The sequence below is a fragment of the Lysobacter stagni genome (assembly GCF_030053425.1).
GTDB classification, from domain to species: domain Bacteria; phylum Pseudomonadota; class Gammaproteobacteria; order Xanthomonadales; family Xanthomonadaceae; genus Lysobacter_J; species Lysobacter_J stagni.
In genome coordinates this window covers 3,006,791-3,022,248 of sequence record NZ_JASGBI010000001.1, presented here as the reverse complement: position 1 = coordinate 3,022,248, position 15,458 = coordinate 3,006,791, and the positions used below count along the sequence as shown (strand labels likewise).

The 15,458-nt window shown below is 66.3% G+C and carries 18 protein-coding genes; 10 read left to right on the top strand and 8 right to left on the bottom strand.

What is annotated here, in order from left to right; all coding sequences use genetic code 11:
• Positions 1-2 precede the first annotated feature (2 nt).
• Positions 3-815, bottom strand: a complete 813-nt coding sequence (locus QLQ15_RS14010) for a methyltransferase, TIGR04325 family (RefSeq protein WP_283213384.1) — start codon at positions 813-815, stop codon at positions 3-5.
• 100 nt (positions 816-915) lie between these two features.
• Entirely contained in the window at positions 916-1,983 is a 1,068-nt protein-coding gene (locus QLQ15_RS14005) for a tetratricopeptide repeat protein (protein WP_283213383.1), read from the bottom strand.
• 192 nt (positions 1,984-2,175) lie between these two features.
• Here QLQ15_RS14005 and QLQ15_RS14000 point away from each other — a divergent pair, with 192 nt between their 5' ends.
• The gene (locus QLQ15_RS14000) at positions 2,176-2,442 is read left to right on the top strand and encodes a DksA/TraR family C4-type zinc finger protein (RefSeq protein ID WP_283213382.1); all 267 of its coding nucleotides are present in this window, start codon (positions 2,176-2,178) and stop codon (positions 2,440-2,442) included.
• A gap of 10 nt (positions 2,443-2,452) precedes the next feature.
• On the opposite strand, the gene QLQ15_RS13995 is transcribed toward QLQ15_RS14000, so the two are convergent.
• From QLQ15_RS13995 to QLQ15_RS13975, 5 genes are all read right to left on the bottom strand, one after another.
• The gene (locus QLQ15_RS13995) at positions 2,453-2,917 is read right to left on the bottom strand and encodes a GNAT family N-acetyltransferase (protein ID WP_283213381.1); all 465 of its coding nucleotides are present in this window, start codon (positions 2,915-2,917) and stop codon (positions 2,453-2,455) included.
• 60 nt (positions 2,918-2,977) lie between these two features.
• Entirely contained in the window at positions 2,978-3,361 is a 384-nt protein-coding gene (locus QLQ15_RS13990; RefSeq protein ID WP_283213380.1) for a VOC family protein, read from the bottom strand.
• A gap of 26 nt (positions 3,362-3,387) precedes the next feature.
• Positions 3,388-5,055, bottom strand: a complete 1,668-nt coding sequence (locus tag QLQ15_RS13985; RefSeq protein WP_283213379.1) for an FAD-dependent oxidoreductase — start codon at positions 5,053-5,055, stop codon at positions 3,388-3,390.
• Positions 5,056-5,322: 267 nt separating this feature from the next.
• Positions 5,323-7,245 carry a M56 family metallopeptidase gene (locus tag QLQ15_RS13980; RefSeq protein WP_283213378.1) on the bottom strand — a complete coding sequence of 641 codons (1,923 nt, stop codon included), beginning with the start codon at positions 7,243-7,245 and terminating at the stop codon, positions 5,323-5,325.
• Positions 7,238-7,627 (bottom strand): BlaI/MecI/CopY family transcriptional regulator, encoded by a 390-nt coding sequence (locus tag QLQ15_RS13975; protein WP_283213377.1) that lies wholly within the window; start codon positions 7,625-7,627, stop codon positions 7,238-7,240. The genes QLQ15_RS13980 and QLQ15_RS13975 overlap by 8 nt, the downstream gene beginning before the upstream one ends.
• Positions 7,628-7,779: 152 nt before the next feature.
• On the opposite strand from QLQ15_RS13975, the gene QLQ15_RS13970 reads away from it, so the two are divergent.
• Positions 7,780-8,256, top strand: a complete 477-nt coding sequence (locus QLQ15_RS13970) for a hypothetical protein (RefSeq protein WP_283213376.1) — start codon at positions 7,780-7,782, stop codon at positions 8,254-8,256.
• A 3-nt stretch (positions 8,257-8,259) separates the two neighbouring features.
• Here QLQ15_RS13970 and QLQ15_RS13965 read toward each other — a convergent pair whose 3' ends face one another.
• Positions 8,260-8,757, bottom strand: coding sequence for a VOC family protein (locus QLQ15_RS13965; RefSeq protein WP_283213375.1), 498 nt, complete (start codon positions 8,755-8,757; stop codon positions 8,260-8,262).
• A 200-nt stretch (positions 8,758-8,957) separates the two neighbouring features.
• Here QLQ15_RS13965 and QLQ15_RS13960 point away from each other — a divergent pair, with 200 nt between their 5' ends.
• The 8 genes from QLQ15_RS13960 to QLQ15_RS13925 all read left to right on the top strand — a co-directional run bounded on the left by QLQ15_RS13960 (position 8,958) and on the right by QLQ15_RS13925 (position 15,399).
• A complete protein-coding gene (locus QLQ15_RS13960; protein WP_283213374.1) occupies positions 8,958-9,329 on the top strand; it encodes a VOC family protein in 372 nt (123 codons plus the stop codon).
• Between the two features lie 92 nt (positions 9,330-9,421).
• Positions 9,422-10,135, top strand: coding sequence for a DNA alkylation repair protein (locus QLQ15_RS13955; RefSeq protein ID WP_283213373.1), 714 nt, complete (start codon positions 9,422-9,424; stop codon positions 10,133-10,135).
• A 213-nt stretch (positions 10,136-10,348) separates the two neighbouring features.
• A complete protein-coding gene (locus QLQ15_RS13950; protein ID WP_283213372.1) occupies positions 10,349-10,759 on the top strand; it encodes a hypothetical protein in 411 nt (136 codons plus the stop codon).
• 17 nt (positions 10,760-10,776) lie between these two features.
• Entirely contained in the window at positions 10,777-11,451 is a 675-nt protein-coding gene (locus tag QLQ15_RS13945; protein WP_283213371.1) for a YidH family protein, read from the top strand.
• Positions 11,452-11,519: 68 nt separating this feature from the next.
• Complete coding sequence (locus QLQ15_RS13940) at positions 11,520-13,145, top strand: arylsulfatase (protein WP_283213370.1); 1,626 nt, start codon at positions 11,520-11,522, stop codon at positions 13,143-13,145.
• Entirely contained in the window at positions 13,145-14,098 is a 954-nt protein-coding gene (locus QLQ15_RS13935) for an HAD family hydrolase (protein ID WP_283213369.1), read from the top strand. Before QLQ15_RS13940 ends, QLQ15_RS13935 begins: the two co-directional genes overlap by 1 nt.
• Positions 14,091-15,056, top strand: coding sequence for a formylglycine-generating enzyme family protein (locus tag QLQ15_RS13930; protein WP_283213368.1), 966 nt, complete (start codon positions 14,091-14,093; stop codon positions 15,054-15,056). The genes QLQ15_RS13935 and QLQ15_RS13930 overlap by 8 nt, the downstream gene beginning before the upstream one ends.
• Positions 15,049-15,399 carry a DUF1622 domain-containing protein gene (locus QLQ15_RS13925; protein WP_283213367.1) on the top strand — a complete coding sequence of 117 codons (351 nt, stop codon included), beginning with the start codon at positions 15,049-15,051 and terminating at the stop codon, positions 15,397-15,399. The genes QLQ15_RS13930 and QLQ15_RS13925 overlap by 8 nt, the downstream gene beginning before the upstream one ends.
• Positions 15,400-15,458 lie beyond the last annotated feature (59 nt).

Below are 15,458 nucleotides of genomic sequence, written 5' to 3'. Positions count from 1 at the left end.
CCTCAGGCGCGCTTGAAGTAGAAGCCGGCGTAGTGGTCGAGCGTGCAGGCGGGCTCGAACGGCACGCGCAGGTGGCGTTCTTTCGATTGCCAGTGATCCACCAGCGTGTAGCCGAGCGACTGCATCTGCGCGAGGAATTGCGGGCGCGCCATCACGCGGTATGGCAACACCGCCTTGCCCATGTTCTGCAGCGTGACGTAGCCGCGCTCGGGATGCATCGGCGTGAGGTTCACCAGCACGTGCGGCGGTGCGTTGTGCAGGCGGCCGAGCAGTTCCGGCAGCGTGTAGTCCAGGTACTGCAGCGCGCCACAGGTGATCAGCACGTCGTGCGAGTCCGCCGCCTCCGGCGACTCGGCGAAATGCAGCAGGCCGTCCGGGTCGTACTGGCGCGCCCAGTCGCGGCCGGCGTCGATCACGGAAGGCACGTCGTGGACACGCCACTCCAGCGTGTCCGGATAGCTCAGGTAACGCCGGAAACCGTAATAGGTCACGCCGATGTGGCCGCCCAGGTCGAAGATGCGATGGCGTCCGTCGGCGAGCAACTGCGAGAGCCAGTGCACCACCGGGTAGTCGCTCACGCGGATGCTGCGGTGCCGGTCCATGTACATGCCGGTGGTGCCCGGCTGGTCGTAGCTGGTCGGCAGCGAGGGTGCATCGGCCAGCGCTTCGGCATGCGACTGGTACGCGCCGTAATAGGCGTTTCCGCCACGGTACGGTCGGCTGAACAGGCGCCGGTACAGGGGGCGGGCGATCAGGCGGAGTCCGGGTAGTTCCGCGCTTTCCAGCGCGATGCGGACCAGTTTCTTCCTCGCCATCAGCATTTCGTGCCGCACGTTCGCCCCCTTCCGATCGGTCCTTGGATAGTGCAAACGCGATAGGCGCCCGGAAGGGGACGCGGCCCGGGGTGGATCGTCGTCAGCGGGCCGCGCGCAGGCGGTCGAGCTTGGCACGGTAGGCCGCGCGCGTGTCGCCGTCGCTGAGCGCCTGGGCGCGGGTGAGGGCGCGCACCGCACGCCGTATCTGGCCGCTCTTGACGTAGGCGTTGGCCAGCGCCGAGTAGAAGCGATGCTCTTCCGGATGCAGCTGGATCGCGCGGCGGTAATGGCGGATGGCCTGCTTGAGGTCGCCGTCGCGTTCGTAGTTCACCGCCAGCAGGAACTGGTGGAACGGATCGGTGCGCTGCACTTCGACCAGGCGGTTGCGGAATTCCTTCTCGCGCGAATGGTCGCCCGTGCGCACGGCCAGGTTGGCCACGTTGAACAGCGCGCTGGCGTTGCGCGGATCGATGGAAAGTGCGCGCCGGTAGTCATTGTCGGCGGCCGCCAGCTCGCCGGTGCGCACGTGCAGCACGCCGGAGTTGCTCCAGTGGCTGGCATAGCCGGGATCCAGCTGCAGCGCCCGTGCCATTTGCTCCAGGCCAGCGACGTAGTCGCCTTCTTCCAGCCGCGCCACGGCGAGGTTGTTGAAGTAATGCGCCAGCAGACGCCGGTCGCTGATCGGCACCGCTTCATCGCGGGCGATCACGTTGTTGTTCGCCACGTCCACCACGAAGTGCCGGCTGCCCACGCGCACGGCGGCGTTGACGTGGTTGCTCAGGTACAGCGTTCCGTCGTGCTGCCGCCAAGACAGTGTTTCCTCGATCTCCTGCGGGTAGACGTCGAGGTTCGCTTCGCGCGCCAACGCGATGAAGAGCATCGTGAAGGAAAGGCAGTTGGCAGCACGCGCGGTATACGCTTCCGATACCGTGTAGTTGCCGTCTTCCTGATAGGACATGCCCAGCCCTTCGGGCGAGAACAGGAAGGTCACCAGGCGGTCCAGGCGCTGCTGCGTGTTGGGCCGTTCGTACAGGACTTCGCGGTGCAGGCGGTCGCGCAACTCGGCGGGCAGGGCCATCACCTGGTCGCTGGACACCGGCTCGGCAGGCACGCGGGGAGCGATCAGCAGCCACGCTGCTGCCATCAACGCGATCAGCCATCGGCTCATGTCGGCGCCTTCGCGGCCGGGCCGCATCGACGGACTGAAGCCATTCTAGACCCGTGCCGTGATGACGGCGCCTGCCGTTTGGCAGGGGCGTGAAGGAGCCAATTCAAGGGGCATGGCGCACGATCCTGCGCAGGAGATTCAGCGCCGCAGCGCTATGCTTTACTACTTTCCGATCCCCCAGGAGACGAGCCCATGGCCACCGGTTGGGCAGGTGACGGCGCCGTTCAGGACCAGATCGACGCCACCGTGAAGGACGCCATCCAGCGTGCCCGCAGCCAGCTTCCGAAAGGTCCCGGCCTGACGCACTGCGAGGAGTGCGACACCGCCATACCCGAAGCACGGCGCAAGGCCATGCCGGGCGTGCGGTTGTGCGTGGCCTGCCAGGAAGCGCACGACCGCGAACAGGGCGCGGCCAGCGGCTATAACCGCCGAGGCAGCAAGGACAGCCAGCTGCGCTGATTCGCGCGCGTCATCCGGTGCCCAGCAGTCGCGTCATGAAGACGCTGTTGGGATCGTCCACGTAGCGGTCGAACGGTGCGCAGGGGACGAATCCGAACGATGCGTAGAGGCGCCGTGCCGGTTCGAAATACGCCATCGATCCGGTCTCCAGGCTGAGGCGTTCGTAGCCACGACGGCGCGCCTCGTCCACGATGTGGTCCAGCATCCGCGATGCCACGCCGCGACGCTGGTGCGTGCCCGCCGTGCGCATCGACTTGATCTCGCCGTGGTGCGGGTCGATCTGTTTCAGCGCGCCGCAACCGGCCAGCGTGCCGCCGTCCCAGACGGACCAGAACGTGATCTCCGGCTGCCGCAGCCCGCTCAGGTCCAGGGCATGGCGACTTTCGGGCGGCGAGGTCGCTTCCATCGCACGCATGTGCTCGGCCAGCAGCGAGATGATCGGTTCGCCGGTGAGGTCGTCTACTCGGATGTCCATTGAGGCGGGCAGGGTGGGGTCGTCCCAGTATCGCCATGGACGCGTCCGCTGTCCTGCCGTCTACGCAGGGCGCCGCTCTTCCATCAGCCCGATGAGGTTGTCGTCGGGATCGCGGACGAAGCCGATCCACAGGTCGTGGTCGGGCAGGCGCGCGGTGAGCTGGGGCGCGTGTTCCTGCGTCGCACCGCGCGCGACGATGGCGGCCTGCACGCGCTCGATGTCGTCGACCTTGAAGTACAGGATGGAGTTCGCGCTCGACGTGCCTGCGCCCTGCGGCGTGGTGAGCATCAACCGCACGCCGCCGGCGTCGAGGAACGCCAGCTCCGGCCCCGCGCTGAACAGGTGCGGCAGGCCCAGCACATCGCGGTAGAACGCCAGCGCGGCAGGCACGTCGTCCACTGTCACGGCGATCTGCCCGATGGTGGACACGCGGTCTGAGCTCATGGCGCCGTCCGCGGCATCATTCCGCGCTAGCCGAGAAAGGGCGCCGCCTGTTCGAGGCGGCTCCGCAGGTGTTCGGCCAGGCGCAGGCTCAGCGCGATGATGGTGAAGGTGGGGAAGGCCCAGCTTCCGGTCGGAAACACCGAGCTGCCGGCCACGTGCAGGTTGTCCACGCCGTGCACGCGGCAATCGCGATCCACCACGCCCTTGTGCGGAGCGTCGGCCATGCGCGTGGTGCCCATGTGGTGCGAGGTGCCGAACACCTGCGGCACGGCGGCTTCGTCGTCCAGCCAGGTCTCGGACTGGAAACGGCCACGGCACGCGTTCGCCAGTTCGGCGCCGAACAGCTTCGCCGCGGTGCGGTAGGTGTGGCGGTCCAGCTCGGTGAGGCGCCAGTCGATGCTGACCTTGCGAAGGCCGAGCGCGTCGCGTTCCTCGCCCAGCGTGATGCGGCTGTCGGGGTTGGGCTCCTGTTCGAAGTAGCCGATCAGGTCCACCCGTTCGGTGCGAACGGTCGGCTTGCGCGTCAGTTTGCGGCCGACGGCCTTGGCGATGTCGCCCGCGTTGAGGCCCGCGCGCAGCGTCAGTGCGCGGATGTCCTCGGCCGGCGGCATGGCCTTGGCGATGTAATCGGGTTCGCCGTTCTTGCGGCCGCACACGCGCGCCTTGATGGCCCAGTTCTCGTGACGCCTGCGCGCGCGCATCGCCGTGCGCAGGTCGCGCAGCGCCTGCAGGCCTTCCGGCACGGGCTCCTCGAACGCGAACGGACGCACGCGGCCGCTGAGGATGCGGTAATTGCGCTGGGCGACATCCGACAGGCAGATTTCCGGATGCACCTGCGGACGGCCCTTGGGCACGTTGCGGTCGTAGGGCCGCGTGACCACGTGCGGTTGCTCGGTGAACAGCGTGCCGAGCTTGCCGCTGGGGTGGTCCATGAAATAGCGGCCGACCAGATCATGCTGGTTGCCCAGTCCTGCCGGCACGACGGAGTTGGACGACAACAGCAGGCGTGCGTTCTCGATACCGCCGCAGGCCAGCACGAAGTGCGCCGCGCGCACCACGCCGCGGCGGCCGTCGAGCGTGCCGATGCGCGCCTGGCGCACGGCCTGTGCCGAAGCGGCCGCTTCCAGTTCCAGCAGGTTCGCGTGCAGCAGCACGGTGATGTTGTCGGCGCGCTCGAACGTTTCCCGATACGCGTGGCCGAAGATCATCGGGCTGGTCGCGAAGATCTTGTGTTCCAGCGCGTCGCCGTCGAACGACAGCGGCTGCCGCGTGGACGGCGTGAGGAAGCTGTCCTCGCCGATCTCGTGCGCATCGATGCCGCAGAAGGTGCTGGCGCGACGATAGTGCGGTTCGAGGTCGGCGAAGCCGATGGGCCAGCCGCTTTCGGGAACCCAGTCGCGCGCTTCCAGGTTCGCCAGTGGAATGCAGCCCCGGCCCCAGTAGTTGCACGTGCCGCCGAACGCCCGCAGGCGCGATGCGCCCGGGTCGAAGGGCGGGTTGCCGACGGAGGAACCCTCCAGCAGCGCCTGGTTGCGCTCGTCGGCGGTGATGCCGCCGCCCTCGACGACGCACACCCGGGTTTTCGTCCCGAGGAACGCCCATGCGATCGCGAGCCCGGCCGCACCGGCACCGATGATGCAGATGTCCGCCTCCAGATCGGCCGGCGATGACGCCTTCCTGTAATCGAAGATCAATTGAGTCGCCCCTTGAACATTTCAGGCATTGCACAGCGTGCGCTGCACTGCCTGCCGTACTGGAGAACGCAGCCAGGGGCACGGAGGGGACAGGATCGGCAAGGTCGGGCGACGGCCCATTGTCCGGCGACGGGCCGAACGGCCCGAATGGAGCACTCGCGCATGAGGCGAAGCGGCCCGGACGCAGCGGGATCAACACACCAGTCAGGCGTTTGCGCTGCAACAGGCGGCAGCCTGTCGCAGCGGATTGTTACAACGTGACGCCGGTTACAGCGCGCCGTAACGCGGGGCCGGCAGCGCCAGGCCCTTGCTGACGGCTTCGTCGATGAGCTGGCGGGTACGGCGCTCGGCTTCGGCGATCACCTTTTCCTGTTGCTTGCCCAGCGCATCCATCTGCGCGCCCAGCGCCTCCATCGGCTTGCCAGCCTCTTCCATCTGGCGGCCGAGCGCTTCCATCGGCGCCTGATTGGCGCTCATGCGACGGGACTGGGCTTCCATCACCTTGCCCTGTTCCTCCATCTGCCGGCCCAGCGCTTCCTGCTGTTGCGAGAGGGCTTCCATGGTGGCGTTGAGCTTGCGCTGCTCGCCTTCGTCGGCACGCCACAGGTTGGCCGCGGCTTCGGCCTGGCGCGCGGCGAGGACGGCCTGCTGCTGGCCCAGTTCCTCCATGCGCTGCGATGCGGCTTCCATGGCGGCCTCGTCCTTCGGCTGCTGCGCGAGCTTTTCCATCTGCTGGCCCAGCGCTTCCATCTTGTTGCCGTGCACTTCCATCTGCGCGCCCAGTGCTTCCATGCGGTCGCCGATGGCGTTCGTGTCGCGCCATGCCTCGCGTACCTTCGTCAGCGTGGCGGCGTCGGCGATGACATAGGCCTTGCCGTTGCGGCGGAACCAGACGAAGTCCTGGTCCTTGAGGCTGCTGCGCGCCTGCTCGATCTCGACCAGGTCATCGGTGGATCCGTCCATGGTGATCCGCTCGCGATCACGACCGACCAATGCATAGGCATCGTCGGAATGGCCGTGCATGACCACGTTCCGGGAGGTGGTCGTCGCCGTCGTCGCTGCCGTTGCCGGTCTGGCGGCGGTTTGCGGCTTCGCCACGGTGGCCGGTCGCGCGGCCGCGCTGGCATCGGCAACGGCCTGCGCCGTTGCCTGTGCGGCCGGTTGCGGTTGCATGGCGGCCTTGGGCTGGACGATCTGCGCATGCGCGTAGAAGGCAACGCAGGCCACCGCCAGCCCGACGAAGGGCAGGGCGACGCCGCCACGTGCGATGCGGGTGCCGGGACGGACGAGTTGTTCAATGCGGGACATCAGCGAGCCTCCATGGGCGGCTTGTGCGAGATGGGGTGTGTGGGCGCAGGCATGGCCTGCGTGGACCAGGTCCGACAGTTCGGACAGCGCCAGCGCGAGGCGTCGCGGTTCGCCGGTGATGTCGGCGGCCAGACGGTCGGCGATGAGTTCGCGTTCGTTGCGGATGCGCCGCGACAGCCACCACGTCACGGGGTGGTAGAACAGCAGCGCTTCGGCGAGGTTCTGCAACAGGTTGACCAGGTAGTCGCGGCGACGCACGTGTGCCAGCTCGTGCGCGAGCAACGCCTCGATCAGATCCACCGGCATGCGCGCGAGCAGGGCCGTCGGCAGGAACACCACCGGCCGCCACCAGCCGGCCGAGACCGGGGAGTCCAGCGAATCCACCAGCCGCAGCGCCACGCGCGGCATGCCGAAACGCTGCGTGAGTGCGTCCAGTCGCGCCTGCCATGCCGCATGCGCGGGCCCTTGCGGCGTGGAACGCAGACGCTGCACCCAGAGCAGGCCGGTCGCCATGCGCAGCGACAGCGCGCACGCACCGGAGAACCAGGTCAGCACGATCCACGGCAGTGCTTCGTCCAGTCGCCAGCCCGCGCCGGCGGTGTCAGCAACGAAGCGGACCACGGTGACGCCGGTGTCCGTCAGCGTCGTCGGCATCGCGGCGACGGCATCGGACGCGAGCAGCCGCATGGCCACGGTGATGGCGGGGGCGATCACGCACGACAGCAGGGCCACGCAGACGACGGCGTAGCGTGCCTGCGGCCGCGCATCGCGCAGCGCATGCAGGGCTGCGGCGGCAAGCGCGCCGATCAGCGCGCCCTGCCAGAGGAAGTGCACCAGCGCCCAACCGAGCGCGGGAACGATCGTATCGAGCAGGTCAGCCATCGGGATGCTCCTTGAGGAAGCGCTTGATCTCCTCGCGCTCGCGTTCGGTGACATGGTCGTTCAGTGCCGCCAGCACCAGTGCCTTGCCGGAGCCGGCGAACGCCTTCTGGATGAGGTCCTTCAGCAGGTTCGTCTGCAGCGCGTCCTGCGCATGCGCGGCGGCGTAGACATGCGAGCGCTGGCTTTCATCGCGGACCACCAGACCCTTGCCATGCATTACCTGCAGCAGCCGCAGCACATTGGCGTAGGTGGCATCGGGTCGTTCGGCCAGGCGGGCCTGGTGCAGGTCCTTCACCGTGGACGGGCCCATTCGCCAGATCACGCGGAGAAGGTCCAGCTCCGCGGTGGTGGGCTTGGGCGGCTTGGCGGTTCTGCGGGTCATGGCGTGGTCCGGTGGCTATGGTGCGAACGCTAGACCAACTAGAACGACTTGTCTAGACAATCTTGTCTATGACGAAAGTCATGGGTGCGATCTGCAGACAACGCCTAGGATGCGCGGGTCGGGCCCGGGGTGGCCCCGAGGAGAGGTGCGTCGTGTCCCGAATCGCGCGTAGGGTCGATTGGTCGCAAGTCCTGCTCGGTGGTGTGCTCGTCGCCCTTGGCGACTTCGTGTTCGCCACGACGCTGTGGTTCTCGTGGGATGGCGCGGGGTTGCAGCGCGTGTTCCAGACCATCGCGGTCGGCGTGCTCGGCCAGGCCAGCTACGATGGCGGCACGCAGGCGGCCGTGCTCGGCGCGGTGTTGCACGTATTCATGGCCACCCTGTTCGTGGTGATCTACACCCTCGTCGCGCGACGCAATCCCGCGCTGCTGCGTCGCCCTGTCGTGCTGGGCGTGTTGTACGGCGTGGTGTTGTACGTGGTGATGAACTTCGTGGTGATGCCGCTGTCGCGCGTGGGGCGCTCGCCGTCGTTCGAGCACGCAGACTGGATCACCTACAGCGTGCTGGCGCACATGCTGTTCGGCGTGGTCTGCGTGCTCTTCGCCCGGCGGGCGCTGGGCGCGAAGTAGCCGCTACTGCATCGCCGCGCGCACCGCGGCGATGTCGGGTTTCTTCTGCCGCAACATCTCGGCCATCGCCTTGCCGGCCTTCACGGGGTCGGGATGCTTGAGCAGTGCAAGTATCTCGACCGGCACGATCTGCCACGACACGCCGAAGCGATCCTTCAGCCAGCCGCACACCTGTGCCTTCGGATCGCCACCGTCGGACAGCCGGTCCCAGAAGTGGTCGACCTCGGCCTGGTCGTGGCAATTCACGACCAGCGATACGGCTTCGTTGAACGTGAAGTGCGGCCCGCCGTTGAGGCCGGTGATCCGCTGGCCGTCGAGTTCGGCCTCGATCGTCATGACCGAGCCTTCAGGGCGTCCCGATACGCGTGCGGCTTCCGCGTCATAGCGGAACGTCTCCAGGATGCGGGAGTTGGGGAAGATCGATGCGTACTGTTGCATCGCCTCTTCGGCCTGCGTGTTGAACCACAGGAACGGCGTGATGCGCTGGAATCTGTCCTGCACGGAAGGGCTCCTGTTCAGTGGCGGAAGAACCGGGCCTGCGTTGCGCCCGGTATGCAATGACGACGAGGCAGAACCCCGGGAATCGACATCCGCCCGTCGGAATGCGCGCATCGATGCTTGACGGCGGCACGCATGCGCGGGATATCGGTCGCTCGGCCGCGCGGTCCCGCGGCTCGCCATCCCCCACAGGAGAACGCGCCATGTTGAAGAAGGTCGCCTTCACGATGTATCCCATCACGGACGTGGCGCGTGCGCGCGGCTTCTACGAAGGGCGGCTGGGCCTCACGCCCGGCTCGATGGGAAACCAGGGCGAGCAGTACTGGATCGAATACGATCTGCCCGGCGGCGGATGTCTGGCGCTGACCAATTTCACGCAGGAGAAGCCGAGCGATTCGGCCGGCGGGACCATCGCGTTCGAGGTCGATGACCTGGACACGTTGATCGCGGACCTGAAATCGCACGAGGTTCCTTTCCGCAGCGATGTGATCCACGGCCCCAACTGCCGGATGGCGGTATGCGTGGATCCCGAAGGTAATTCGCTGCTGCTGCACCAGCTCAATCCGAAGGCGTGACGGCGACGTCCCATATGCCTCAGACAACGACGACCACCACATCCGCGCGACGTACTCCCGCAACGCGTCCCCGTGCGGCGCCAACGCGCGCGATGAGCGTGGACGAGGCGGTCGAATGGCTGCGCCGACACGCCAGCCACGCCACGCGCGATGGCATGGCGCGATTCGCCATTCCGACCGACCACGCGCTGGGCGTGGGGATGAAGGACATCCAGTCGCTGGCGAAGCAGGCCGGCCGCGATCACGCGCTCGCGCAGGCGTTGTGGGACACCGGCATCTACGAAGCCCGCACGCTGGCCGCCTATGTCGCCGAACCCGAGCTCTTGACCGCCGCACAGATGGATCGCTGGTGCCGGGATTTCGACAACTGGGCCATCTGCGACACGCTGTGCTTTGTGTTGTTCGACCGCACACCACATGCATGGCGCAAGGTGGATCAGTGGGCATCGCGTCGCGACGAGTTCCAGAAGCGCGCGGCGTTCGCGCTGCTGGCCAGCCTGGCCTTGCACGGCCGCGGCGACGCAGCCGCGTACCGGCGCGGGCTGGCGCTGGTTGAAAGAGAAGCAGGCGACGAGCGCAACTTCGTGCGCAAGGGTGCGAGCTGGGCGCTGCGCTCGCTCGGCCGCCGCGACGAGGTGCGTGAGGCCGGGCTGGAACTGGCGCAGCGCCTGTCCACGTCCGACGTAGCCACGGAGCGATGGCTGGGCAAGGATGCGCTGCGTGACCTTCGCAAGGCCGACGCGCGAAAAGCCGCCACGAAGAAAACTGCGGTGAAGAAGGTCGCGAAGACTGCTTCACGCAAGTAATCGCCCTCACGATCGCCACGCATGCTGAACGAGCATGCATCGATCCATCACGACTCATTCACCTCGCTGACACGACGATAAAAGCCTTCGTCGTGTGTCTCGCCATGCCTTTGGCAGCCATGCTGCGACCCGCGCACAAGACCGTTCCGCTTTCGCCGGGACGACCCGTCACGCGACTGGCTCTGCCATCCGTGGCCTTGCCGAAGGGGCGTGATGGAAGGATTCGTCAACGATGCGGTGCGGTTCTACACCGACCTGATCGGCAGGGCGGAAGGGCCGATGACGTTCCGCTTCGTGCTGCAGCCCACCATGGCGCTGCTGATGGCCGTGCGTGACGGATTCAAGGATGCCAAGGTCGGGCGCGCGCCGTACTTCTGGACCATCACGCACGATCCCGTACACCGCAGTGCATCGCTGAACGAAGGCGTGAAGGCCACCGGGCGCATCCTCGTGCTCGGCCTGGTGATGGAGATCATCTACCAGTACCGCGTGTTCGGCACGTTCCACGTGCTGGAGGCGGTCAACTTCATCGTGCTGCTGTGCTTCATCCCCTACCTGATCATGCGCGGGCCGATCAATCGCCTTGCGCACTGGTGGATGGCGCGCAGGCACCGCAGCGCGTGACCACCGGAGCATCGCCCATGGCCTCGCACGAGCAGCCCGACCCGAATCCCGATGCAGCGTCGACCGAGCTGGTGCGTCCGCGCAGGCTGCCCGAGACGCCGCCGCCGCCGATTCCGGACGTCGACATCAGCAACTCCGACCTGGCGTCGGTGGAGTACTCCCAGCACCGCACCAAGCTGTCCACGCACCGCACAGGGCTTTCCGAGCACCGCACGTCGCTGTCGGAGTACCGGACCGACCTGTCGACGCATCGCACCGACCTGTCCACCAACCGCACCGAGATGTCCATGCGGCGCACCGGCATGTCGTTCCAGCGCACGCGCCTGAGCGCGGAGCGCACGTTGATGTCGGTGATCCGCACGGCGCTGTCGCTGATCGGTTTCGGATTCACCATCTTCCAGGTCTTCACCAAGGCACGCGACTCGGGTCTGCTGAAGATCGGCACTGCTGCCCCCAGCAATTTCGGCCTGGCCCTGGTGGCGCTGGGCGTTCTGCTGCTGATCGTGGGCATCGGCTACCACGTCAACTTCATGCGCGGCCTGCGCGCGGAGCGCAATCGCATGGCGCACGACGGGCTGGTCCATGCCGAAAGCGCCTATCCCGTCTCCTACACGCTGTTGACCGCATTGGTCCTTCTGATGATCGGCCTGTACGCGATCGTCAGCATGGCCTTCGATCTGGCCGCCGGATGAGGTGATGCCGGCGTATCGAACGTCGCAACGAGTGTTGTTTCCCCCGAAGTGCTTCAAGGAGAAGCGTCATGGCAAAGGCAAAGACCCCAGCCCGCCCCACCAAGGTGGCGAAATCGGCCGAACCAGCCGCCCGGCCCGACGCCCGCAAGAAGAGTGGCGGTGGAGGGGGGAAGCCGCCCAACATCCTGGTGATCTGGGGTGACGACATCGGCATCGCAAACCTGAGTTGCTACACCCACGGTCTGATGGGTTATCACACGCCCAACATCGACCGCATCGCCAACGAGGGCATGCGCTTCACCGATTCCTACGGCGAACAGAGCTGCACGGCGGGGCGCTCATCGTTCATCACCGGCCAGAGCGTGCACCGCACGGGGCTGTCGAAAGTCGGCATTCCGGGGGCTTCGCAGGGCATGGTCGACTCGGTGGTCACCATCGCGTCCCTGCTGAAGGATCGGGGCTATGCGACGGGACAGTTCGGGAAAAACCATCTGGGCGATCTCAACAAGCACCTTCCGACGGTGCATGGCTTCGACGAGTTCTTCGGCAATCTCTACCACCTCAACGCCGAGGAAGAGCCGGAGATGTACGGGTACCCGAAGGATCCGCGGTATCGCGAGAAGTTCGGGCCGCGCGGGGTGATCCACAGCTGGGCGACCGACAAGGACGACGCCACCGTGCAGGAGCGCTGGGGCAGGGTCGGCAAGCAGAAGATCAAGGACACCGGGCCGCTGACCCGCAAGCGCATGGAGACCTGTGACGACGAGTTCGTCGAGGTCGCCAGCGATTTCATCAAGCGCCAGAACAAGTCGGGTACGCCGTTCTTCGTGTGGCTCAACACCACGCACATGCACTTCATCACGCATACCAAGCCCGAGAGCATGGGGCAGGCGGGCGATCACCAGTCGCCGTATCACGACACGATGGTGGACCACGACCGTAACGTCGGGCAGATGCTGGACCTGCTCGATGAGCTCGGCCTGGCCGAGGACACCATCGTCATCTATTCCACCGACAACGGTCCGCACATGAACAGCTGGCCGGATGCCGGCATGACGCCGTTCCGCAGCGAGAAGAACACCAACTGGGAAGGCGCCTTCCGCATTCCGGAACTGATCCGCTGGCCCGGACGAATCCCGGCGGGCAAGGTGAGCAACGAGATCATCCAGCACCACGACTGGTTGCCGACGCTGCTGGCCGCGGCAGGCGACACCGATTGCATCGAACGCCTCAAGAAGGGTGCAACGGTCAACGGACGCAAGTACAAGAACCTGATCGACGGCTTCAACCTTCTCCCGTACCTGACGGGCGAGGTCGACAAGTCGCCGCGCAAATGGTTCTTCTACTTCAGCGATGACGGCGACGTGCTGGGCATACGCTGGCAAAACTGGAAGATCGTGTTCATGGAACAGCGCTGCAGGGGCACCATGCAGGTCTGGGCCGAGCCGTTCACGCCGTTGCGCATGCCGAAGATATTCAACCTGCGCATGGATCCGTATGAGCGGGCGGACGTCACCTCGAACGTGTACTGGGACTGGATGATCCACAACGCGTTCTGGATCTACGGCGCGCAGGCGGCCGCAGCGCAGTACCTGGCGACCTACAAGGAGTTCCCGCCGGCTCAGACACCGGGCAGCTTCGACCTAAAGCAGGCCGAGCAGAAGATGAACGAGATATCGAGCAAGTCGAGCTGATGCACGGTGCGCCAGAGTTGATGGCAGCGTTGCCATCCTGGAACGACGGCGCGGCGAAGTCGGCCATTCTCGACTTCGTCGCGCGCGTCACGAAGGAGGGCGGGCCGGACTTCGTCCCGCCCGCCGAGCGCATCGCCGCGTTCGACAACGACGGAACGCTATGGTGCGAGTACCCGCTGCAGGTGCAGGTGTTCTTCGCGCTGGCGGAGGTGAAGCGGCTGTGTCAGCAGGATCCTTCGCTGTTGCAGAAGCCGGCGTTCAAGGCGTTCGTCGAAGGCGACCTGAAGGCATTGACCTCGTTGCCGAAGAAGGACGTCTTCGAGCCGGCGTTCGCCACGCACGCCGGCATGACGCTGGAGGAATTCCACGCCAATGCATGGCGATGGATACGCCAGGCCGAGCACCCGAAACTGGGTCGCCGGTTCATCACCAATGCGTATGTGCCGCAACGGGAGTTGCTGGACCACCTGCGCGCCAACGGCTTCCGGACGTGGATCGTCACGGGGGGCGGCATCGAGTTCGTGCGGGTGGTGGCGGAACAGCTCTACGGCATTCCGCCGGAGCAGGTCGTCGGGTCCAGCACGAAGATGAAGCTGGAGGATTCCGGCGATGGCATGGTGGTACGGAAGTTGCCCGAACTGGACAGCTTCGATGACCGCGACGAGAAGGTGGTCAACATCGCGCTGCACATCGGTCGCCGGCCGATCTTCGCGTTCGGAAATTCCGATGGCGACCTGGCCATGATCCGCTACACACTGGGTGGCGCGGGGCCGCGCATGGGCTGGTACATTCACCACGACGACGCCGCGCGCGAATTCGCCTACGACCGCGACTTCAAGCTCAGCGTGTTCAAGGAAGGCCTGGACCGTGCCGGCGAGTACGGCATCGGAATCGTCAGCATGAAGAACGACTGGGGGCGCGTGTTCGCGGATGACGGCAATGGGCATGCATGAGCAGGTCGGGCAGGGCGTGGACGCGTCGCGCGGGAACATGGTGTGGATTCCCGGTGGCAGTTTCACGATGGGATCCGACCACCACTATCCCGAGGAGAAGCCCGCGCATCGCGTCGCGGTGGACGGCTTCTGGATCGATCGCCAGGCGGTCACCAATCGCGAGTTCGCGCGTTTCGTGCAGGCCACTGGTTATGTGACGCTGGCGGAGAAGCCCGCTGACCCGGCCGACTATCCAGGCGCCGATCCAGCGATGCTGGCGCCGGCTTCGGTGGTGTTCGTGCCGCCGCCCGGGCGCGTGGACCTGCGCAATCACTTCAACTGGTGGCAGTACGTTCCCGGTGCCGACTGGCGCCATCCGCGCGGGCCGGACACGAATCTGGAGGGGCTCGACGATCACCCCGTGGTGCATGTCGCCTACGAGGATGCACTGGCCTATGCAACATGGGCAGGCAAGGACCTGCCCACGGAAGCCGAATGGGAGTTCGCTGCGAAAGGTGGCAGCGACGGCACCGAATTCGCTTGGGGTGACGAACTGGTTCCCGATGGGCGCCACATGGCCAACACATTCCAGGGCGAGTTTCCCTGGGATGCACGCGTGGAAGATGGCTTCCTCTGGACCGCGCCGGTGGGTTCGTTCGATCCCAACGGTTACGGCCTGTACGACATGATCGGCAACGTGTGGGAATGGACGCAGGACTGGTACCAGGCGCACGACCGCCTACAGCAGCATGCCTGCTGCACGCTGCAGAACCCGCGCGGCGGCGAGCGTGAAGCCAGCATGGACGCGAGCCACGCAATCCCGCGCCGCGTGATGAAGGGGGGCTCGCACCTGTGCGCGCCCAACTATTGCCGCCGCTACCGGCCCGCCGCACGCATGGCGCAGCCGGTCGATACGTCGACGTGCCACGTCGGTTTCCGCTGCGTGGTGCGCGGCGCGAAGGATGCAGCCGATGGATGAGTGGCTGATCCGCTTCACCGAGCCGGTCATCGTCGCGCTCGACCTCATCGCACTGGCGGTGATCATTGCCGGTACGCTCAGGGCGGTGTACGACGCGCTGCGTTTCCTCGCGTCGTCGCAGCACGACCGCCATGAGCGCCGGCAGATCTGGATCAACTACTCGCACTGGCTGGTCGGCGCACTGACCTTCCAGCTGGCGGCCGACATCGTCGAATCGTCCATCGCGCCGGACTGGGACAGCATCGGCCGTCTGGCGGCTGTGGCCGTGATCCGAACCTTCCTCAACTATTTTCTCGAGCGCGACGCCCAGGAAGTGCGCGAACGCCAGCGCGAAAATCCCTGAGCACGGTGGGCGCGGCAGCGCCCGCGGGCGTAGAATGCACGCCCCCGACGTCGATGCCA

Coding starts and splice junctions, on each gene's coding strand:
- QLQ15_RS14010 (WP_283213384.1), bottom strand. CDS start 815: ATGGCGAGGAAGAAACTGGTCCGCATCGCGCTGGAAAGCGCGGAACTA.
- QLQ15_RS14005 (WP_283213383.1), bottom strand. CDS start 1,983: ATGAGCCGATGGCTGATCGCGTTGATGGCAGCAGCGTGGCTGCTGATC.
- QLQ15_RS14000 (WP_283213382.1), top strand. CDS start 2,176: ATGGCCACCGGTTGGGCAGGTGACGGCGCCGTTCAGGACCAGATCGAC.
- QLQ15_RS13995 (WP_283213381.1), bottom strand. CDS start 2,917: ATGGACATCCGAGTAGACGACCTCACCGGCGAACCGATCATCTCGCTG.
- QLQ15_RS13990 (WP_283213380.1), bottom strand. CDS start 3,361: ATGAGCTCAGACCGCGTGTCCACCATCGGGCAGATCGCCGTGACAGTG.
- QLQ15_RS13980 (WP_283213378.1), bottom strand. CDS start 7,245: ATGGCTGACCTGCTCGATACGATCGTTCCCGCGCTCGGTTGGGCGCTG.
- QLQ15_RS13975 (WP_283213377.1), bottom strand. CDS start 7,627: ATGACCCGCAGAACCGCCAAGCCGCCCAAGCCCACCACCGCGGAGCTG.
- QLQ15_RS13960 (WP_283213374.1), top strand. CDS start 8,958: ATGTTGAAGAAGGTCGCCTTCACGATGTATCCCATCACGGACGTGGCG.
- QLQ15_RS13955 (WP_283213373.1), top strand. CDS start 9,422: ATGAGCGTGGACGAGGCGGTCGAATGGCTGCGCCGACACGCCAGCCAC.
- QLQ15_RS13950 (WP_283213372.1), top strand. CDS start 10,349: ATGGAAGGATTCGTCAACGATGCGGTGCGGTTCTACACCGACCTGATC.
- QLQ15_RS13945 (WP_283213371.1), top strand. CDS start 10,777: ATGGCCTCGCACGAGCAGCCCGACCCGAATCCCGATGCAGCGTCGACC.
- QLQ15_RS13940 (WP_283213370.1), top strand. CDS start 11,520: ATGGCAAAGGCAAAGACCCCAGCCCGCCCCACCAAGGTGGCGAAATCG.
- QLQ15_RS13935 (WP_283213369.1), top strand. CDS start 13,145: ATGCACGGTGCGCCAGAGTTGATGGCAGCGTTGCCATCCTGGAACGAC.
- QLQ15_RS13930 (WP_283213368.1), top strand. CDS start 14,091: ATGCATGAGCAGGTCGGGCAGGGCGTGGACGCGTCGCGCGGGAACATG.
- QLQ15_RS13925 (WP_283213367.1), top strand. CDS start 15,049: ATGGATGAGTGGCTGATCCGCTTCACCGAGCCGGTCATCGTCGCGCTC.